Origin of the sequence: Nocardia sp. CA-151230 (genome assembly GCF_050942175.1) — a bacterium.
Classification (GTDB): Bacteria; Actinomycetota; Actinomycetes; order Mycobacteriales; family Mycobacteriaceae; genus Nocardia.
Genome location: NZ_CP192061.1, coordinates 6,422,916 through 6,441,449, shown reverse-complemented (window position 1 = coordinate 6,441,449; position 18,534 = coordinate 6,422,916). Strand labels below are relative to the sequence as shown.

General features: G+C 67.7%; 19 protein-coding genes. 11 read left to right on the top strand and 8 right to left on the bottom strand.

Annotation, left to right across the window (positions count from 1 at the left end; genetic code table 11):
• Positions 1–61: 61 nt before the first annotated feature.
• Positions 62–427, bottom strand: a complete 366-nt coding sequence (gene trxA / locus ACQP1O_RS30370) for a thioredoxin (RefSeq protein ID WP_120739276.1) — start codon at positions 425–427, stop codon at positions 62–64.
• Between the two features lie 81 nt (positions 428–508).
• A complete protein-coding gene (locus ACQP1O_RS30365; RefSeq protein ID WP_433561840.1) occupies positions 509–1,024 on the bottom strand; it encodes a 2'-5' RNA ligase family protein in 516 nt (171 codons plus the stop codon).
• A gap of 89 nt (positions 1,025–1,113) precedes the next feature.
• Here ACQP1O_RS30365 and ACQP1O_RS30360 point away from each other — a divergent pair, with 89 nt between their 5' ends.
• From ACQP1O_RS30360 to ACQP1O_RS30345, 4 genes are all read left to right on the top strand, one after another.
• Positions 1,114–2,199, top strand: coding sequence for an isocitrate/isopropylmalate dehydrogenase family protein (locus tag ACQP1O_RS30360; RefSeq protein WP_433561839.1), 1,086 nt, complete (start codon positions 1,114–1,116; stop codon positions 2,197–2,199).
• A gap of 153 nt (positions 2,200–2,352) precedes the next feature.
• A complete protein-coding gene (locus ACQP1O_RS30355) occupies positions 2,353–3,261 on the top strand; it encodes an ABC transporter substrate-binding protein (protein ID WP_433561838.1) in 909 nt (302 codons plus the stop codon).
• 6 nt (positions 3,262–3,267) lie between these two features.
• Positions 3,268–4,218, top strand: a complete 951-nt coding sequence (locus ACQP1O_RS30350; RefSeq protein ID WP_354846108.1) for an amino acid ABC transporter permease — start codon at positions 3,268–3,270, stop codon at positions 4,216–4,218.
• A gap of 90 nt (positions 4,219–4,308) precedes the next feature.
• Positions 4,309–5,061 (top strand): amino acid ABC transporter ATP-binding protein, encoded by a 753-nt coding sequence (locus ACQP1O_RS30345; RefSeq protein ID WP_433567847.1) that lies wholly within the window; start codon positions 4,309–4,311, stop codon positions 5,059–5,061.
• A gap of 74 nt (positions 5,062–5,135) precedes the next feature.
• Here the strand turns inward: ACQP1O_RS30345 and ACQP1O_RS30340 are convergent, their stop codons facing one another.
• Positions 5,136–5,975, bottom strand: coding sequence for an alpha/beta fold hydrolase (locus ACQP1O_RS30340; protein ID WP_433561837.1), 840 nt, complete (start codon positions 5,973–5,975; stop codon positions 5,136–5,138).
• Positions 5,972–6,403, bottom strand: coding sequence for a helix-turn-helix domain-containing protein (locus ACQP1O_RS30335; RefSeq protein WP_433561836.1), 432 nt, complete (start codon positions 6,401–6,403; stop codon positions 5,972–5,974). Before ACQP1O_RS30335 ends, ACQP1O_RS30340 begins: the two co-directional genes overlap by 4 nt.
• 135 nt (positions 6,404–6,538) lie before the next feature.
• Between ACQP1O_RS30335 and ACQP1O_RS30330 the strand changes: the two genes are divergently transcribed.
• Positions 6,539–7,021, top strand: coding sequence for a DUF4383 domain-containing protein (locus ACQP1O_RS30330; RefSeq protein ID WP_433561835.1), 483 nt, complete (start codon positions 6,539–6,541; stop codon positions 7,019–7,021).
• Between the two features lie 7 nt (positions 7,022–7,028).
• Here ACQP1O_RS30330 and ACQP1O_RS30325 read toward each other — a convergent pair whose 3' ends face one another.
• On the bottom strand, positions 7,029–7,949 hold the full coding sequence (locus ACQP1O_RS30325) for a LysR family transcriptional regulator (RefSeq protein ID WP_433561834.1): 921 nt from the start codon (positions 7,947–7,949) through the stop codon (positions 7,029–7,031).
• A 71-nt stretch (positions 7,950–8,020) separates the two neighbouring features.
• On the opposite strand from ACQP1O_RS30325, the gene ACQP1O_RS30320 reads away from it, so the two are divergent.
• From ACQP1O_RS30320 to ACQP1O_RS30310, 3 genes are all read left to right on the top strand, one after another.
• Positions 8,021–9,385, top strand: a complete 1,365-nt coding sequence (locus ACQP1O_RS30320; protein WP_433561833.1) for an FAD-binding oxidoreductase — start codon at positions 8,021–8,023, stop codon at positions 9,383–9,385.
• Between the two features lie 128 nt (positions 9,386–9,513).
• Positions 9,514–10,392 (top strand): SPFH domain-containing protein, encoded by an 879-nt coding sequence (locus tag ACQP1O_RS30315; protein ID WP_433561832.1) that lies wholly within the window; start codon positions 9,514–9,516, stop codon positions 10,390–10,392.
• Entirely contained in the window at positions 10,392–10,550 is a 159-nt protein-coding gene (locus ACQP1O_RS30310) for a hypothetical protein (protein ID WP_196054659.1), read from the top strand. Before ACQP1O_RS30315 ends, ACQP1O_RS30310 begins: the two co-directional genes overlap by 1 nt.
• 9 nt (positions 10,551–10,559) lie before the next feature.
• Here the strand turns inward: ACQP1O_RS30310 and ACQP1O_RS30305 are convergent, their stop codons facing one another.
• Together ACQP1O_RS30305 and ACQP1O_RS30300 are read right to left on the bottom strand one after the other, a co-directional pair.
• Positions 10,560–11,123, bottom strand: a complete 564-nt coding sequence (locus ACQP1O_RS30305) for a hypothetical protein (RefSeq protein ID WP_433561831.1) — start codon at positions 11,121–11,123, stop codon at positions 10,560–10,562.
• Between the two features lie 39 nt (positions 11,124–11,162).
• Positions 11,163–12,035: a class I SAM-dependent methyltransferase gene (locus ACQP1O_RS30300; protein WP_433561830.1), complete on the bottom strand. Its 873-nt coding sequence runs from the start codon at positions 12,033–12,035 to the stop codon at positions 11,163–11,165.
• Positions 12,036–12,316: 281 nt separating this feature from the next.
• Here ACQP1O_RS30300 and rpsA point away from each other — a divergent pair, with 281 nt between their 5' ends.
• Positions 12,317–13,780, top strand: a complete 1,464-nt coding sequence (gene rpsA / locus ACQP1O_RS30295) for a 30S ribosomal protein S1 (RefSeq protein ID WP_040856871.1) — start codon at positions 12,317–12,319, stop codon at positions 13,778–13,780.
• A 78-nt stretch (positions 13,781–13,858) separates the two neighbouring features.
• Positions 13,859–14,491 (top strand): TetR/AcrR family transcriptional regulator, encoded by a 633-nt coding sequence (locus ACQP1O_RS30290; protein WP_433561829.1) that lies wholly within the window; start codon positions 13,859–13,861, stop codon positions 14,489–14,491.
• Here the strand turns inward: ACQP1O_RS30290 and ACQP1O_RS30285 are convergent.
• Positions 14,437–16,692: an MMPL family transporter gene (locus ACQP1O_RS30285; protein WP_433561828.1), complete on the bottom strand. Its 2,256-nt coding sequence runs from the start codon at positions 16,690–16,692 to the stop codon at positions 14,437–14,439. The genes ACQP1O_RS30290 and ACQP1O_RS30285 overlap by 55 nt on opposite strands.
• Positions 16,693–16,925: 233 nt before the next feature.
• Between ACQP1O_RS30285 and ACQP1O_RS30280 the strand changes: the two genes are divergently transcribed.
• Positions 16,926–18,449, top strand: coding sequence for a phospholipase C (locus ACQP1O_RS30280; protein ID WP_433561827.1), 1,524 nt, complete (start codon positions 16,926–16,928; stop codon positions 18,447–18,449).
• Positions 18,450–18,534 lie beyond the last annotated feature (85 nt).

Below are 18,534 nucleotides of genomic sequence, written 5' to 3'. Positions count from 1 at the left end.
GAAAAGCCGAGCGCCGCAACTCCTTCCGGGGTTGCGGCGCTGAGTTCGCGGGGCGCGCGGCCTACTTCGACTCTTGCTCGGCGATCTGCTTGCGGACCTCGTCCATGTCGAGGGCCTTCACCTGGGTGACCAGGTCCTCGAGGGCGGCCGGGGGCAGCGCGCCGGGCTGGGCGAAGACGAGCACGCCCTCGCGGAAGGCCATGATGGTCGGGATCGAGCGGATATTGGCGGCGGCGGCCAGGCCCTGCTGGTCTTCGGTGTCCACCTTGCCGTGCACCACGTCGGGGTGGGTCTCCGACGACTTCTCGAAGGTCGGGGCGAAGCTGCGGCAGGGACCGCACCACGATGCCCAGAAGTCGACGAGAACGACGTCGTTGCCGGTGACTACCTCGTCGAAGTTCTGCTCGGTCAGGGTCTGGGTGGCCATGGTTTCCTCTCGTATCGATGTCCCCCGGTCCAACACGGGGCCCACTGGTTATCTTCCCTGGGGGATCGGCCGGTCGGTCGTTCAGAGTCGTTCGGTCCCGGAAATGGGCCACTCGTCACGCCGGTCGCCGTCCCATCGCCGGATGCCCTCTACGGTAGCCCGGAAGTCCTTGTCCCAGGCCACCGCGTCGAGCGCCGCCTCGAGTTGTCCCGGCCGCAGCCGCCGCGCGAGCGTGACGTGCGGCGTCCAGATGTCCGGGCGCACGTTGGCGGGAATGCCCGGGCACTCCTCGATGACACGGAACAGCCTGTGCTGCAGGGCGATCAGTGGTGCGGAGGGCACCACGGCCCGGACCAGAATGGGTGTGCGTGAGCCGAACACCAGCAGTCCGCCCAGCCGGATCGGAAAGGGCCGAAACTCCTGGCGCGCCAAGGCCTTATCGAGTCGCGGCCAGATCTCGGAGGCGACCGCGAGGGTGATGTGCGGCCGGTGCTCGGGCCCGGGCGCGTGCAATCCGATTTCGCGCAGCAGTGCCCACTGCCGCCGCATCTCGGCCTCGGCCGTCACGTCGAGCACCAGTTCCACCGATTGCACCATGGTGTCCCGAACCTACGCCGAGATCTCGAAACATGCGCGGCCGTGTGCCGGAGCGTCGCCGCCGCAGGGGTTGCGCGAGGATGGCTCCCATGAGCGACAGCGACACTCGAGTACGCCTGGGCCTGTTGGAGGGTGACGGCATCGGCCCGGAAATCGTGCGCGCCACCCGGGATGTGGTCGACGACGCCTTCCGGGCCACGGGTCTGCCGCCGGTGGAATGGGTGACGCTGCCGCTGGGACACGCGGCGATCGAGCAGTACGGCAACCCGGTACCCGAGCAGACCCTCGATGGGCTGGCCGAGCTCGACGCCTGGATCATGGGCCCGCACGACAGCGCCTCCTACGCACCCGAGCACCGCACCGGCCTGCCGCCGGCGGGCGCGGTCCGGAAACGCTTCGGGCTCTACGCCAATATCCGCCCGGCCCGCACCCTCGAGGGCGTGCGCTCGGTCGCCCCGGACATGGATCTGCTGATCCTGCGCGAGAACACCGAGGGCCTCTACGCCGACCGCAATATGGCCGCGGGTTCCGGCGAATTCCAGCCGTCACCGGATGTCGCGCTGGCCGTCGGCGTGTTCACCCGCCCGGCGATCGAGCGCATCGCACACCTGAGTTTCGAGATCGCGAGTGAGCGCTCCAAGAAGGTGACCATCGTGCACAAGGCGAACGTGCTGCCCATGACGATGGGCATGTTCCGCGACGTCTGCTACGGGGTGGCTGCGCAGTATCCCGACATCGAGGTCAGCGACGAGCACGTCGACGCGGCGGCCGCGCATCTGGTCCGCGCGCCCCAGGACTACGACGTGATCGTCACCGAAAACCTTTTCGGCGACATCCTTTCCGATCTGGCGGGGGAGTTGAGCGGTTCTCTCGGCATGGCGGCGTCGGTGAACTGTTCGGACACGCAGGTCATGGCGCAGGCCGTGCACGGCGCGGCCCCCACGCTGGCCGGGCACAATCGCGCGAATCCGGTGGCGCTGTTCAACTCCGCCGCGGGCATGTTGCGCTGGATGAGCCGGACTCCGCGCTACAGCGCCCTGCGGCGGGTGGGCGACCGGGTGGAACACGCGGTTGCGCAGACGTTGCGGGCCGGTGTTGCGACGTCTGATTTGGGTGGGCTAGCCTCTACCTCCGAATTCACCGAGCAGGTGCGCGCCCGGCTGCACCGCTGGTGAGCGCGCACTTCCGGGACCGGGCGTGTTCGGCCACGCGATGGCGTGTCGCCGATTAATGTTCGGTTACCGACCGACACGGACGGTGTCACTCGCTTACATTTCAAACGGCGGGCGACGCCCGGATGTCGCGCACCCGAACTGTGGAGGACTGCTGTGTCTGTTCGTAACTCTCTTCGCGGGCGTGTCCTGCGGGCCGCTGTCGTGGTCGCCGGCGGCGCACTCGCACTGACCGCGTGTACCAGCAATTCCGAGTCCAGCGGCCCCGAAGTGGCCAAGGTCGACGTGGCCAAGGTCGACACCATCGCCGCCAAGGTGCCCGCCGACATCAAGTCCTCCGGCAAGCTGATCGTCGGTGTGAACGTGCCCTACCAGCCCAATGAGTACCGGGATCCGAGCAGCGGCAAGATCGTGGGCTTCGACGTCGACCTGATGGACGCGGTCGCCAAGGTGCTGGGCCTGTCGGCCGACTACAAGGAAGCCGACTTCGAGAAGATCATCCCCTCCATCGAGGCGGGCACCTTCAATCTCGGCATGTCGTCCTTCACCGACAACAAGGAGCGCGAGGCCACCGCCGACTTCGTCGACTACTTCTCCGCGGGCAGCCAGTGGGCCCAGCAGAAGGGCAAGCCGGTCGACCCGAACAATGCCTGCGGCAAGCGAGTCGCGGTGCAGCGCACCACCGTTCAGGACACCGACGAGATCCCGGCCAAGTCCAAGGCCTGCACCGATGCGGGCAAGCCGGAGATCCAGAAGGTCGCCTACGACGAGCAGTCCGCCGCCGCCAACGCGCTGGTGCAGGGTCAGGTCGACGCCATGTCCGCCGACTCCCCGGTGACCGCGTACGCCATCAAGCAGGCCAGCGACAAGATCGAGGCGGCCGGCAAGATCTTCGACTCCGCGCCCTACGGCTGGCCGGTCAAGAAGAGCTCGCCGCTGGCGCCGGTGCTGCAGGAAGCCGTGCAGTACCTGATGGACAACGGCCAGTACAAGAAGATCGCCGAGAACTGGGGCGTCCAGGAGGGCGCGATCACCAAGTCGGGCATCAACGGGGCGACGAGCTAGAGCATCATGTCGCAGGACGAGACCAACTCCGCAGCCTCGGCTGCGTCGGCGGTCGCGAGCACCGAGCCCGAGCCGATCAAAGCGATTCCGCTGCGACGGCCGGGCCGGTGGATCGCCGCCGCGATCATTCTGATTGCCCTGGCCCTGTTCGTCTGGGGCGCCAAGACCAACGAGGCGTACCACTGGGACACCTACTTCAAGTACCTGGGTGACAAGCGAATCGCCAAGGGCGCGTTGGTCACTCTGGAACTGACCGTGCTGGCCATGGTGATCGGCGTGGTGCTGGGCGTGTTGCTGGCGGTCATGCGGCTGTCGCCCAATCCGGTGCTGCGCTCGGTGGCGTGGGCGTACCTGTGGATCTTCCGCGGGACGCCGGTCTATGTGCAGCTGGTGTTCTGGGGTCTGTTCCCGTCGCTGTACAAGACCGTGACCGTGGGCGTGCCGTTCGGCCCGTCGCTGACGCATTTCGATGTGCAGCACTGGTCGGCACCGTTCTTCTTCGCCATGATCGGCCTGGGTCTCAACGAGGCCGCCTACATGGCCGAAATCGTGCGCGCCGGAATCAATTCCGTGGGCGAGGGGCAGCGCGAGGCGTCGGTGGCGCTGGGCATGTCGTGGTCGCAGACCATGACCCGCACGGTGCTGCCGCAGGCCATGCGGGTGATCATCCCGCCCACCGGCAACGAGCTGATCTCCATGCTGAAGACCACCTCGCTGGTGACGGCCATCCCGCTCACCACCGACCTCTACGGCCGGGCCCGCGACATCTACAGCATCAACTTCCAGCCGATTCCGCTGCTGCTGGTGGCCGCCACCTGGTACCTGCTCATCACGAGCGTGCTCATGATCGGCCAGTACTACCTGGAGCGGTACTACTCGCGGGGTTCGTCGCGGCAGTTGACGGCAAAGCAGTTGCGCGCCTTGGCTCAGGCGCAAGTCGCCGGCGGAACGGGATAGGTGGACGCTGATATGTCCGAGGACTCGATGTCGTTCTCCAAGGATCCGATTCCGCTCGTCGAGGACGCGCTGCCGCCCTCGAGCGTGCCGATGGTGCGCGCCGACCGCGTCGCCAAGAGCTTCGGCGCACTGAAGGTGCTCAAGGGCATCACGCTGGAGGTGAAACGCGGCGAGGTGCTGTGCCTGATCGGCCCCTCCGGCTCCGGCAAGTCCACCTTCCTGCGCTGCATCAACCATCTCGAGCAGATCAATGCCGGACGGCTGTATGTGGACGGCGATCTGGTCGGCTACCGCGAGAAGAACGGCAAGCTCTACGAGCTGCACCCGCGCGATGCTGCCAAGCAGCGCCGCGACATCGGCATGGTCTTCCAGCACTTCAACCTGTTCCCGCACCGCACGGCGCTGGAGAACATCATCGAAGCGCCGACCCAGGTCAAGAAGCTCAAGCGCCCCGCCGCGGTCGCCCGGGCCCGGGAGCTGCTGGACCGAGTCGGGTTGGCGGACAAGGCCGATGCCTACCCCGCCCAGCTCTCCGGCGGTCAGCAGCAGCGCGTGGCCATCGCGCGTGCCCTGGCCATGGACCCGAAGCTCATGCTCTTCGACGAGCCCACCTCGGCGCTGGACCCCGAGCTCGTGGGCGAGGTCCTCGGCGTCATGCGAGAACTCGCGGCATCCGGCATGACCATGATCGTGGTGACCCACGAGATGGGCTTCGCCCGTGAGGTGGCCGATCAGCTGGTCTTCATGGACGGCGGCGTCGTCGTCGAGGCGGGCAACCCGCGCGAGGTGCTCGCCAACCCCCAGCACGACCGGACCAAAGCCTTCCTGTCGCGCATTCTGTAGGCGCACAACACGATCAGGGAGCTGTCCCGGCGGAATTCACCCGAATTCCCCGCGGTGACAGCTCCCTGATCGTGTCATTTCCGGAGGAACTCCTCGATGGGGGCGGTCTGGCCGAGGATGGCGTGGCCGACGCCGGGGAGGACCCGGGTGGTCGCGTCCGGGATGGATTGCGTTGCGCGGCGGGCGGTGTCGGCCGATTTGAACATGACGTCGTCTTCGCCGACGATCACCAGGACCGGCATCGTGAGGCTGCGCAGCTGGTCGTCGGTGAAGATCGGCAGCTTGCCCGTGCGGGGAGTGAAGTGCGTGAACGTGAGGGTCACATCGTCCAGGATCTCCGCGTGGTCGGTCAGGTTCAGGCCGGTGACGATGGCCGCGGAGCGGCGCAGGTCGTGCTTGCTGAACAGGTGGTCGACCAGGTTCTTGAAGATCCAGCCGAAGCGCTGCTTGCCGATGCCGCCGGGGCACAGCAGGGCCAGCTTCGTGACGCGGCCGGGCCGGCGGACGGCGTAGTCCAGCGCGATCCAGCCGCCCAGTGACATGCCGACGAAGCTCGCGGACGAAAGCTGAAGGCCCGCAAGGACATCGTCGAGCCACTGGGCGAGCGACTCGGAGCCGAGGGCCGGCCGCGATTCGGTGCTGCCGCCGGGTTCCCCGGGCAGGTCGACCGCGTAGACCCGGAAATCCTCTGCCCAGGAGGCGATATCGCCGCGCCAGGTGGAGTTGTTGGAGCCGGAGCCGTGCAGCAGGATCACCGGCGGGGCGTCCTGCGGGCCGGACGCGAGCACGAAGGTGTCGCCCTCGCAGGTCGCCAGGTGCAGCTGCTCGGCGGGAACCGGCCACTGCCGCAGGACATCCCGGTAGCGGGTCTGGATGGCGGCGCGGCCCGCCTCGGATTTGTAGATCGCGTTCACGACGCGAGGACTCCTTCCATGTATTCGAGCAGCCGGGCGGTATCGCCCAGGCCGCCGACGAGAATGACCTTCAGGCGGGCGCGTTCGCGGTCGTGGAAGGTCTGGATCCGCAGGGGCTGTCCGTCCGGTCCCCGGGTCGCCGCCGCGCCGGTCAGCAGGGTGCTGACCCGGTCGGCGGTGCCGGGATCCACGGCGTCGACCTCGACGATGGTCGACGCTTCCGAATGCCGATGCCGGGCAACCGATTCGCGCGGGTCGCCGGATGCGGGCAGGCCGGTGAAGGCCGCCAGATCGGTGGCGGCGATGCGGTACTGCTTGCCGATGCGGGTGGCGGGTAGCTTCCCGTCGCGCACGTAGCCGCGGACGGTGCGGACGTGCAGGCCGAGGCGCTCGGCTACCTCGTCGACGGAGTACAGACGATCTGTCACGAAAACTACCTTAAGCATCCCTATATGTGACCGCAATGGGGAAGTTTGGGTAATTATGTGATGGGCCTTACGATGGCCATCAAACTGAACTACATTGTGTAGTAGATGTTCGGTCGCACTGTGGGAGGCAGCGACATGGGGTTCACGGCGGTCGCGAAGCATCCGGTCGAATCGGCGCGATGGAGTTTCCTGCAATGGGCGGTCCTCGTGGTCGGAGCCGTCCACATCGTCTGGGCGATCGCGGGCTGGGTCGCCGAACCCAGCTTCGCCATGGGCGATCACGCCCCGGCCACACCCGTGCTCGGCATGGACTACAACGGCTGGCACGGACTCGCGGGACTGCTGCTGTTCACGCCCGCGCTGGTGGCCGCGCTGCGCAAGCGCTGGGCCGCCTGGTATTGCGTGATCGCCGCTGTCGGAGGCGGATTCGTGGTGGGCATCTGGGCGCTGTTCGCGCACAGCGTGCTGATGTTCAGCTTCCCGAATCACCGCATCGATGCCGTCGAGCACATCGTGACCGGCGTGGTGCTGCTGGTGCTGGTCGGTGTCCAGGCGATCCGCGACGGTGGCCTGCGGGCGGTGTTCGCGGTCGGGGTCCGACGAACAGCTGGAGCGTGATCGACAGCTAGGGCTTCACGAACATCGGCGCCGGATCCTTCCAGTGCGCCAGCGCGATACGGAGCTGACCGAGCAGGACTTTCGTGGCCGGGCTGATGGGCCGCTCGGCATTCCATGCCAGCACCAGTCGGCCGTGCATCGGCGGATCGATCTCGAGGGTGCGCACACCGAGCGCGGTCGCGTCCGCCGGGGGAATCCGGGGAATGATCGCGACGCCCAGTTGGTGCGCGGCCAGCCGGATCAGCAGCGGGGGAGCGGCGGCCTCGAAGGCCACGTTCGGTGTGAGACCAGCGGTGGCGCAGGCTGTTTCGAGTAGGCCGCGGATGCCGGTCCCCGTCGGTAGGCAGATCAGCGGATGCTCGCACAACTCCGGGAGCGTGATCCGCTCGCCGAAGCCGTCGGCCCGCAGCGGCACCGCCGCGACGATGGTGCTGTCGTAGATCATTTCGGTGTGGATGCCCGGGTCGAGGTCGGCGGAAATGCTGAGCAGGCCGATGTCGAGGTCGCCCCGGCGGACCGCGGTGTACATGGCATCGGAGGTGTCCTCGGTCAGGGAGATGCCGATCTGCGGATGATCGCGATGGAAGTCGGCCAGCACCTGGGCGATGTCGATCTCGTCGCCCGCCGCGCCGGAGATCAGCCCGACCCGCACGTGCCCCCGCAGCAGGCCGGTGAATTCGTCCACCGTGTGGGTGATGCGCTCGACCTGATCCAGGGCCGCCCGGGCCAGTGGCAGCACCGCCTCGCCGACCGGGGTGAGCGTGACCGAGCGGCTGGAACGGTCCAGAAGCGGTTGTCCCAGTTCGCGTTCCAGCTGCCGGATCTGCGCGCTGAGCCCCGGCTGCGCCAGGTGCAGACGGGCCGCCGCCCGGGTGAAGTTGGCCTCCTCGGCGACCGTGACGAAGTACCGCAGCTGACGCAGTTCCATAACTCTTGATTCTAGCTTCGAGAAAAACTATCTGTTGGAGTTCTCGATCGGAGCCGAGCAGAGTTGGTGACATGACGAAGACAGCGAATACCGAACTGCCCGCCACCACCGGCCCCGTCTTCCAGCCCGGCGACACCGGCTACGACGCCGAGATCGCCGGATTCCAAACCGCTTACACCCACCGCCCCGCCGTGGTCGTCGGCGCGGCCCACGCCGAGGATGTCCGCGCCGCCGTGGAATACGCGGCGCGCCACGGCCTTCCGGTCGCCGTGCAGAACACCGGCCACGGCCTGTCGGTCGCCACCGACGGTGGCGTGCTCATCACCACCCGCCGCATGACCGACATCCGCATCGACGCCGACGCCCGGACCGCCCGGGTGGCGGCGGGCGTCCAGGCCGGAGCCCTGATCGAGGCGGCCGCCGCGCACGGCCTCGCGCCGCTGAACGGCTCGTCGCTCTCGGTCGGCGTGGTCGGCTATACCCTCGGTGGCGGCATCGGCATCCTGGCCCGCGAATTCGGTTATGCCGCAGAGCATGTGCGCGGCATCGAGATCGTCACCGCCGACGGCCGGCTGCGCCGGTTGTCGCCCGGCGACGAGCTGTTCGGCGCGGTGCTCGGCACCGGCGGCAACTTCGGGGTGGTCACCGCACTGGAGCTGGCGCTGCTGCCGATCACCACGGTGTACGGCGGCCAGCTGCAATTCGACACCCCGCTGGTCGCACCCGCACTGGAAGCGTGGCGACTGTGGACCGGGGACGTGCCCGAGCAGATGACCTCGGCCATCACCATGATGACCTTCCCCGACATTCCGGCATTCCCGCCGCACCTGCGCGGCCGGTACGTCGCGACCATCAATATCGCGTTCACCGGTTCCGCCGAGGAGGGCGAGCGCCTGGTCGCCCCGCTGCGCGCGGTCGGCGCGCGGATGGCCGACGACCTGCGGGTCATGCCGTACACGGAAAGCCATGCCATCTACCGGGATCCGGAGCACCCGCACCCCTACCTGGCCACCAACGCGCTGCTGTCCGACCTGCCCGCCGACGCCACGGACGCCTTCCTGGAGGCCACCGGCCCCGAGTCGCCGGTGCCGGTGATCGCCGGGCTGCGCCACCTGGGCGGCGCGCTGGGCCGCCCGGGGCCGAACGGCATCGCCATGGACCACCGCGACGCCGAGTACATCGCCCGAATCCTGACCATGCCGAACCCGGACAACGCGGACCAGATCGACGACCGGCTGTCGCTCGTGCTGAAGACCCTGCAGCCCTGGACGCTCGGCCAGAACCTGAACTTCCTCTACGGCGGCGGCGATCAGGCCGACGAGGAGCAGACCCGGGCGGGATACAATGCTGCCACCTACGACCGGCTGTCGGGTCTGAAGGCGAAGTACGACCCGGCAAACCTGTTCCGCAACAACCGCAATATTCGTCCCCACTGACCGCGTCCTGTCCACTCGCGCTCGCCCCGCCACGCCTGTCCGTGGCGGGGCGAGCCGCGTTTCCGGGCTTGGCTCGGGCTCCCTTGCGCGCTATCGTCGTGATATCACTTCGATACTAGGAGAGTGTCATGGAGTTGCGTCGAGCCTTCCGGCTGAACGGATTCCTCATGCTGGGGGTTCTGATACTGCTGATCATCGCGATCGCCGTCGAGGCGCACACGCTGAACACCGGTGGCGGCGATGGCGGTTCGTCGACCGTCCTGGGTGTGGCGCTGGCCGTCACGCTCCTGGCCGCGGTGCTGGCGGCGAGCGGGTTCATCGTGGTGAATCCCAACCAGGCCAAGGTGATCCAGTTCTTCGGCCAGTACATCGGCTCGGTCAGCGAATCCGGTTTCCACTGGGTCACCCCGCTGTCCAGCCGTCGCGGCATCTCGTTGCGGGTCCGGAACTTCGAGACGCAGAAGCTGAAGGTCAACGATCTGGACGGCAATCCGGTCGAGATCGCGGCCGTGGTCGTGTACCAGGTGGTGGACAGCTACAAGGCCGCCTTCGCCGTCGACGACTACGAGGACTTCGTCCGCACCCAGTCCGAGACCGCGGTCCGGCACCTGGCCACCACCCACCCCTACCAATCCGACGACGCGAACACCGCCAGCCTGCGGGACGGGTCCGAGGTGGCCGGCGAGCTCACCACCGAACTGCGTGCCCGCACCGAACTGGCCGGCATCGAGATCATCGAGGCCCGCATCACCCACCTCGCCTACGCGCCGGAGATCGCCCAGGCCATGCTGGTCCGCCAGCAGGCCGCCCAGGTGGTCGCCGCCCGCAGCCGCATCGTCGAGGGCGCGGTCGGTATGGTCGGCATGGCCCTGGACCGACTGGCCGACCAGGGCGTGGTCGAACTCGATGAGGAGCGCAAGGCGGCAATGGTGTCCAACCTGCTGGTGGTCCTGTGCGGGGATCGCTCCGCCGCGCCCGTCGTCAACGCCGGAACCCTCTACTCCTGATGGTCAAGCGCGAGCCGAAAAAGGTGCTGCTCCGGCTCGATCCGGCGGTCCACGAAGCCATCGCCAAGTGGGCCGCCGACGACCTCCGCAGCATCAACGCCCAAATCGAATTCGCGCTGCGTCTCGCCCTGAAACAGGTTGGGCGCGAACCGAAATGACCCGCGGGATTACGACACCAGTTCCGCGCTGTCGATGAGGTAACTGTCGCCGACCGGGACCAACTGCGCGCGCCGCAGCTCGGTCCCGCTCCGGCCGTCGCCGTAGCGCAGGGTGAGACGGTAGGTCACGGTCAGCTGGGCGGGGTCGGCGGACACGTCCCACGCGGTGACGGAACCGACTGTGCCCCAGAAGGTTCGGTAGGCGTCATAGCCGCCGATCGTCCCCTGATAGCGGGCGGTCAGCCGGGTCCAGGCCACCATCGGATTGCCCGGCAGCAGCGAATAGTGCTGGCGGATGAAGTCCTCCAGCACGGTCGGCGCCACCGGGCCCGAGGTGACCGGTGCGGAGGTGACCGGTGGCGAGGTGGTTGGCGGCCCGTTCAGCCGGGCCGTCGCCTGCGCCTCACGCCGGAACCGCTCCCGGTACACCGGATCGTGGGCCAGCGCCGGCGGCAGTACCTTGAGCGCCACCACTCGATGGGTCCCGGTGTCGTAGGCGCGGTACACCTGCCCCATTCCGCCCGCACCCAGCTCTCCGAGCAGCCCATAGCGGCCGAACCGGCTCTCCTGCACGCCATACCCCCAATCACCACGAGGGTACGGATGTTGCTCTCAGTTCGCCTTTTCGGTGACGAAAATGGCTGTGCCGGGGAAGATCTCGCCGCGCAGGGGGCTCCACTGACCCCACTCGCGGTCGAGCCATTCGGGCCAGTCCGGTTCGATGATGTCCTTCAGGATGAGGCCGGCGGCCACGATCTCGCGGACGCGGTCCCCGATGGTGCGGTGGTGTTCGACGTAGGTGGGTTCGCCCTCGGAGTCCAGTTCGACGTATGGAGTGCGGTCGAAATAGGGAATGGTGGCGCGCAGGCCCTCGGGGCCCGGGTCGTCGGGAAAGATCCAGCGCATGGGGTGGTTCACCGAGAAGACCCAGCGGCCACCCGGTTTGAGGACACGGTGGACCTCCCGCATCACCTGAGCGGAGTCCGCGACGAAGGGCACCGCGCCGAAAGCGGAGCAGGCCAGATCGAAAGACTCGTCGGCGAAGGGCAATTCCTCGGCGCCCGCCTGGATGAGCGGGACTCGGGGGCCGCCCGCGGCCATGGCGGCGAGACCGCGGTCGAGCATGGCGCGGGAGATGTCCAGCCCGACCGGGTGTGCGCCGTGCGAAGCGAGCCAGCGCGAGCAGGGGGCCGAGCCGCAGCCGATCTCCAGGATCCGCTTTCCGGTGATGTCCCCCAGCAGATGCCAGTCACCCTCGTGCAGTCCCTCCGGGCACCACACGAATTCACCGGCGGGAGAGTCCACGCCGAGGAAGTCGGCGTGGGTCTCGTGGTAGGCCGCGGCGTCGGCGTCCCACCACTTGCGGCTGGCGCGCTGACTGGACTGCGAGTCGACCTTGGTTCGGGTCACTCCCACCGTCCCGAGCAGGGTGTTGGCTTCGGCGTGCCGGGTATCGTCGGTGGTGACGGAGTGATCTTCGGACATGGGCTCACCCTATCGACCCGCGCGCCGGGACCCATGTTTGCTTGGTACAACACCCGTCGCGTACGCTGTTTTCCGCGAGTGTCTTCTGTACCCGGTTTCTCGAGACCGCGTAGAGCAGACAATCGTGCTGTGGGTCCGCATGCTTTTCAGGGCAGCGTTGTGCAGCGTCGCAGCGGTGTGCTGTGCATGACCAACGTTAGTTCCAACGCCTGCTGTTCGCAGCAATACCGAAAGTCCACATGTCCACTACCGACCACAATCCGTCCGGAGCCTCCCAACACATGCCCACCACTGTCACCTCGCCGCAGGTTGCCGTCAACGACATCGGCACTGCCGAGGACTTCCTCGCCGCCATCGACAAGACCATCAAGTACTTCAACGACGGCGACATCGTCGAAGGAACCATCGTCAAGGTCGATCGCGATGAGGTCCTTCTCGACATCGGTTACAAGACCGAAGGCGTGATCCCGTCTCGCGAACTGTCCATCAAGCACGATGTCGATCCGGCTGAGGTCGTTTCCGTGGGCGATGAGGTCGAGGCCCTCGTTCTCACCAAGGAGGACAAGGAAGGCCGCCTGATCCTGTCGAAGAAGCGCGCTCAGTACGAGCGGGCCTGGGGCACGATCGAGGAGCTCAAGGAGAAGGACGAGGCCGTCAAGGGCACCGTCATCGAGGTCGTCAAGGGCGGCCTGATCCTGGACATCGGTCTGCGCGGCTTCCTCCCGGCTTCGCTGGTCGAGATGCGTCGCGTCCGCGACCTCCAGCCGTACGTCGGCAAGGAGATCGAGGCCAAGATCATCGAGCTCGACAAGAACCGCAACAACGTGGTCCTGTCGCGTCGCGCCTGGCTCGAGCAGACCCAGTCCGAGGTCCGCAGCGAGTTCCTGCACCAGCTGCAGAAGGGCCAGGTCCGCAAGGGTGTGGTCTCCTCCATCGTCAACTTCGGTGCCTTCGTGGACCTGGGTGGCGTGGACGGTCTGGTGCACGTCTCCGAGCTGTCCTGGAAGCACATCGACCACCCGTCCGAGGTTGTCGAGGTCGGCAACGAGGTCACCGTCGAGGTTCTCGACGTCGACCTGGACCGCGAGCGTGTCTCCCTGTCGCTCAAGGCGACCCAGGAAGACCCGTGGCGTCAGTTCGCCCGCACCCACGCGATCGGCCAGATCGTGCCGGGCAAGGTCACCAAGCTGGTTCCGTTCGGTGCGTTCGTGCGTGTCGAAGAGGGCATCGAGGGCCTGGTGCACATCTCCGAGCTGGCCGAGCGCCACGTCGAGGTCCCGGACCAGGTTGTCGCCGTTGGCGACGACGCCATGGTCAAGGTCATCGACATCGACCTCGAGCGTCGCCGGATCTCGCTGTCGCTGAAGCAGGCCAACGAGGACTACACCGCCGAGTTCGACCCGTCGAAGTACGGCATGGCCGACAGCTACGACGACCAGGGCAACTACATCTTCCCCGAGGGCTTCGACTCCGAGACCAACGAATGGCTCGAGGGCTTCGAGAAGCAGCGTGAGGAGTGGGAGACCCGGTACGCCGAGGCCGAGCGTCGCCACAAGATGCACACCGCTCAGATGGAGAAGATGGCCGCCGACGCCGCCGCCGAGGCCGCCAACGGTGGTCCGTCGAACTACTCCTCGGAGTCGGGTTCGCAGGCTGCGGCTTCGTCCTCCGAGCCGGCCGGTGGCTCGCTCGCGAGCGACGCCCAGCTGGCTGCTCTGCGCGAGAAGCTGTCGGGCAACGCCTGATTCGCTGACACGCGGTAAGCGATAGTCGAAGGTCCCCGAGCCGATGGCTCGGGGACCTTCGCTATTCTCGGAAGTGACATGTCCGAATCCGCCATTGAGTCGACCCCGTCGCTGTGGGAGCGCCGCAAGATCGAGGCCATGGGCCGTATCCAGCGGGTAGCGCTGGAGCTGTTCGACGAGTACGGGTATCGGGAGGTCACCGTCGAGCGGGTGGCGGGTGCCGCGGGTGTGTCACCGAGTTCGATCTACCGGTATTTCGGGACCAAGGAGAATCTGGTCCTCTACGACGAGACCGATCCGAAGCTCCTGGAAATTGTGCGGACCGTCGGCGGCGGTGAAACCCGGACTCCCCTTGACCTTTTGGCGGCCGCGCGTCCGCTCATCCCCGTACTCATCGACGAGATCGTGACCGATGAGGTCGAGTACCGGACGCGGCTGCGCATGGGCTATGTCCGGACCATTCCCGAGGTGAAACTCGGACAGGCGCAGCAGATGCGGGAGCTCGAGGACCAGTTCCGGATCCTGCTCGCCGACCGTACCGGCCGCGACCGCAACGACGTGCAGATGCGGCTGGCCGCCGCGATCGCCATCTGGGGTTCCATGGCGGCGCTGGACCATTGGGCCGGAACGGGTTTCGCCGCGCGGCTGCGCGACGTCTACCGCGAAGTCGTCGAATCCATCGTGGTCGCGCTGGAGGCCATGTTCCGCTGACGGCGCGGAGTCGGCAGCCACCAGTTCCAGCGGCCCAGCAGCCGCATACAGGCCGGCACCAGGATCAGGCGGACGATCACCGCGTCGATGGCGACCGCGACGGCCAGGGCGAAGCCGATCTCCTTCAGCTCCATGACATCCGCGCTCAGGAAACTGGCGAACACCGCGACCATGATGGCGGCGGCCGCGGTGATGGGCCGGGCGGTGCGCTGCAGGCCCTCGGCGACGGCGGTGGCATTGTCGTGGGTGCGCTCCCAGGACTCCTTCATGCGCCGGATGAGGAAAACCTCGTAGTCCATGGACAATCCGAACAGGACGGCGAAGACCAGCATGGGCAGGAAGACCTGGAGGAAGCCGGCGCTGTGGAAACCCAGCACGGCCTGGCCGACACCGCGCTGGAAGACGGTGACCGTAATGCCCAGGGCCGCACCGGTGGCCAGCAGATTCAGCAGGATCGCCTCGAGCGCCAGCACGATCGAGCGGAAGGTCACCGTCAGGAAGACCAGCGAAGCGGTCAGGACCAGGGCGATGACCCAGGGGAAGCCGCGTGAGATCAGCTGCGACACATCGGTGAACATCGCCGGCGTGCCACCCACGAGCACCTCGGCGGACTCGGCAGTCGATGCGCGGGAACGGATATCGGCGGTGAGCGTGGCGACGGTCGTCGAGTCGAAGGCGTCCCTGGGGACGATGGTCGCCAGGTAGCGGCCATCGGCCTGCTGGGGGAGCACGGTGGCCACCCGGGGATCCCGAGCCAGATCGGTCACCAGGCGCAGCACCTCGGTGCGGCCGTCGGCGGACAGCGCGGTGTCACCGGGTCCGGCGGCGACGACCTGGATGGGCGAGAGCAGGCCGGGGCCGAAGTCGTTCTGTACCAGGCGAGTCGCCTGGCCGGTGGGCCGATCGCCCAGCGAGTTCAGGCCCATGTCGATGCCGTAGCGGATACCCGCGATCGGCAGTGCCGCCACGACCAGCAACGCCATTGCGAGCGCACCGAACACCACCGGTCTGCCCATCACCAGATGCGCCCAGCGCGCCCAGGTGCTCGACGCCGCCGTCGATCGGGCCTCGGCCGGGCGCAACCGCGCGGGCAGCGCACCCCGATTGACGGCCGGGCCGAGCGCGGACAGCAGGGCGGGCAGCAGCGTGAAGGCGGCGGTCAGGGTGCCCGTCACCGCGGTCACCACACCCAGCGCCACGCCATCGAGCATGGGCAGGCCGACCACGGTCAGCGAGCACAGCGAGATCATGACGATGAGCCCGGAGGCCAGGATGGTGCGGCCCGTGGTGTCGAAGGTCGCGCCGACGGCGGCCCGAATCTCCCGGCGCGCCTTGCGATCCCGCACCCCGCGCCGGGTCAGTTCCTCGTTGAATCGGCTCACCAGGAACATGGCGTAGTCGATGGCGGTGCCGGTGCCGATCATGGTCGCCACCGACAGCACGAAGGAGTCGAAGGTCAGCAGGCCGGCCAGCCCGAACAGCACGCCCACGGCGAGCGCGATCCCGGCGGCGGTGACCGAGATGGGGAGGGTGGCGGCGACGGCCGCGCCGAGCGCCAGCACCAGCACGACCGCCGCGATCGGCAGGCCGATGGCCTCGCCGCGCGTGATGTCGGCGGTCTCCGTCCGGATCAGTTCGCCCTCGACCGGTGAGTATCCGGTCAGGCCGGCCCGTACCTCCGCATCGGAGGCGGCGGTCAGCGCGGTCTGCAGGCGGGCGGCCACGTCGATCCGGTCGGACATGCCGCCGTCGATGCCCGCGATGCCGAGCGCGGTGTGCCGGTCGGCGGAGATCTGCTGCCCCGCATCGCCTTCGAACGGCCCGATCGCGCCCGCGACGCCGGGCACCCCGCGGGCCGCGCCCAGCACACGCTCGATGGCCGCCCGGAAGCGCGGATCGTCGACGGTGTATCGGTCCGAATGCAGCACGATCAGGTCCTGCTCCGCGCCGAGCCGTGAGAAATATTGTGCGACGCGGTCTTCGGCGGTGGCCGAGGCTGATCCCGGCACGCTGTAGTCGGGTGCGCCCAGTCTCGCGTGCAGGGCCGGATACGCCGCGCCGCACGCCACGATCAGCACCAGCCACACGCCGATCACGATTCGGGGATGCCGGGCCATGAATTCGCCCCAGCGTCCGACGACGCCGAATCGCGGTGCGGAGTCCGGGAATCGGGGCGGATCGGCGAGCGCCGGACGGGTCATGGAGGCTCCCACGGTCGATACCTGAAAGTCACTCTCAGGTATGGCCGACAGCTTAGGCCGACCCGGCAATGAGGTGCAAGTCACTGTCAGGAATCCCCCACTGGACCCACTACGGTTACGAATGGTTCGCTGAGCCGTCACCATTCGAAGGTTGGATGCGAACTGGACAGGCGACCGGATGTGTTCGCCGCGTTCAATTCCTTTCACTCCAAGCGGGAAGGCACTACCGGAGCATGGGCGTGTTCGCCGGAATCAACAGGCGCGACTTTCTGGCGAAAGCCATGGCCGCGGGCGGCGCGGCCTCGCTCGCCTCATTGGCCGGACCGATCATCGAGCGGGCCTACGCCGCGGATCCGGCCGGCATGGGCGGGCTCGGCGACATCGAGCACATCGTGCTGCTCATGCAGGAGAACCGGTCCTTCGACCACTACTTCGGCACCATGTCCGGTGTGCGCGGCTTCGACGACCCGTCCCCGGCCTGGAAGCAGTACGGGTACGCGCCCGGTGTCGGCCCGACCGCGGACGGCTTCATCAACCCCTTCCGCCTCGACACCACCCGCGGCGCGACCCTCGACGGCGAATGCATCAACGACCCCGACCACGGCTGGGTCGGCATGCACAAGGCCTGGAACAACGGCCGCAACGACGGCTGGATGCCCATGTCGATCGCGTCCGTCGGCGCCGGAAACGGCCCTGCCGCAATGGGTTACTACACCCAGGACGACGTCCCGGTGCACTGGGATCTGGCCAATGCCTTCACCCTGTGCGACAACTACCACTGCTCGGTGCTCGGCCCGACCGACCCCAACCGCCTGTACTGGGTCTCGGCGACCATCGACCCGGACGGACTCAATGGCGGACCGCTGCTCGAGACCCCGACGCTGATCCCGCAGAACGCCTACAGCTGGCGGACCATGCCGGAGAACCTCTCCGAGGCCGGGGTCAGCTGGAAGATCTACAACAACCGCGATATCGGCCCGCTGTCCTCGGTCCTGCTGGACGGCATGATGGGCTGCTTCAAGCAGGCGGCCGACCCGAATTCCGAACTGGCACGCCGCGGTAAAGCCCCGGCCTACCCGCAGGACTTCGCCGCCGACGTCGCCGCCAACCAGCTGCCGTCCGTGTCATGGGTGATTCCGCCGCTGCTCAACTGCGAGCACCCGGCACTGCCCCCGGCCTTCGGCGCGGTCGGCATCATGCAGGTGCTCGACATCCTCACCTCGAATCCGGCGGTGTGGGAGAAGACCGCGCTGATCATCAGCTACGACGAGAACGGCGGCTTCTTCGACCACGTCACCCCGCCGACCCCGCCCGCCGGCACGCCCGGTGAGTTCATCACCGTGCCGACCGACAAGAAGTTCGAGGGCGTCACCGGCCCGATCGGCCTCGGCTATCGGGTTCCCTGCCTGGTGGTTTCGCCCTACAGCCGCGGCGGACTGGTGGCGTCGGAGACCTTCGACCACACCTCGCAGCTGCGCCTGATCGAGCGCCGCTTCGGGGTCGACGTGCCCAACCTGACCGCGTGGCGACGCGGCGTGACCGGCGATATGACCTCGGCCTTCGACTTCGCCTCGGCCCCGGACGCCACGAAACCCGCGTTCGCTCCGGCGAATCGGAAGGTCGACGCTGCCGTGGCGCAGTGCGGGCCGAATATTGCCCTCGGCACCGCGACCGTCGGCACCCCCTATCCGGTGCCGCCGAACTCCATGCCCAAGCAGGATCCCGGTACGCGGCGTCGGCCCAGCGGAATCGTGTAGAAGTTCCGGTGCCGCTGGGCGAACGGCTGAGCGGCACCGTGTGGCACGTACACAACGGCATCGTGTGACACGCACGCAAAAGGGT

Coding starts and splice junctions, on each gene's coding strand:
- ACQP1O_RS30290 (WP_433561829.1), top strand. CDS start 13,859: ATGTCCGAATCCGCCATTGAGTCGACCCCGTCGCTGTGGGAGCGCCGC.
- ACQP1O_RS30350 (WP_354846108.1), top strand. CDS start 3,268: ATGTCGCAGGACGAGACCAACTCCGCAGCCTCGGCTGCGTCGGCGGTC.
- ACQP1O_RS30330 (WP_433561835.1), top strand. CDS start 6,539: ATGGGGTTCACGGCGGTCGCGAAGCATCCGGTCGAATCGGCGCGATGG.
- ACQP1O_RS30285 (WP_433561828.1), bottom strand. CDS start 16,692: ATGACCCGTCCGGCGCTCGCCGATCCGCCCCGATTCCCGGACTCCGCA.
- ACQP1O_RS30365 (WP_433561840.1), bottom strand. CDS start 1,024: ATGGTGCAATCGGTGGAACTGGTGCTCGACGTGACGGCCGAGGCCGAG.
- ACQP1O_RS30300 (WP_433561830.1), bottom strand. CDS start 12,035: ATGTCCGAAGATCACTCCGTCACCACCGACGATACCCGGCACGCCGAA.
- ACQP1O_RS30310 (WP_196054659.1), top strand. CDS start 10,392: ATGGTCAAGCGCGAGCCGAAAAAGGTGCTGCTCCGGCTCGATCCGGCG.
- ACQP1O_RS30280 (WP_433561827.1), top strand. CDS start 16,926: ATGGGCGTGTTCGCCGGAATCAACAGGCGCGACTTTCTGGCGAAAGCC.
- trxA (WP_120739276.1), bottom strand. CDS start 427: ATGGCCACCCAGACCCTGACCGAGCAGAACTTCGACGAGGTAGTCACC.
- ACQP1O_RS30315 (WP_433561832.1), top strand. CDS start 9,514: ATGGAGTTGCGTCGAGCCTTCCGGCTGAACGGATTCCTCATGCTGGGG.
- ACQP1O_RS30320 (WP_433561833.1), top strand. CDS start 8,021: ATGACGAAGACAGCGAATACCGAACTGCCCGCCACCACCGGCCCCGTC.
- ACQP1O_RS30325 (WP_433561834.1), bottom strand. CDS start 7,949: ATGGAACTGCGTCAGCTGCGGTACTTCGTCACGGTCGCCGAGGAGGCC.
- rpsA (WP_040856871.1), top strand. CDS start 12,317: ATGCCCACCACTGTCACCTCGCCGCAGGTTGCCGTCAACGACATCGGC.
- ACQP1O_RS30345 (WP_433567847.1), top strand. CDS start 4,309: ATGGTGCGCGCCGACCGCGTCGCCAAGAGCTTCGGCGCACTGAAGGTG.
- ACQP1O_RS30360 (WP_433561839.1), top strand. CDS start 1,114: ATGAGCGACAGCGACACTCGAGTACGCCTGGGCCTGTTGGAGGGTGAC.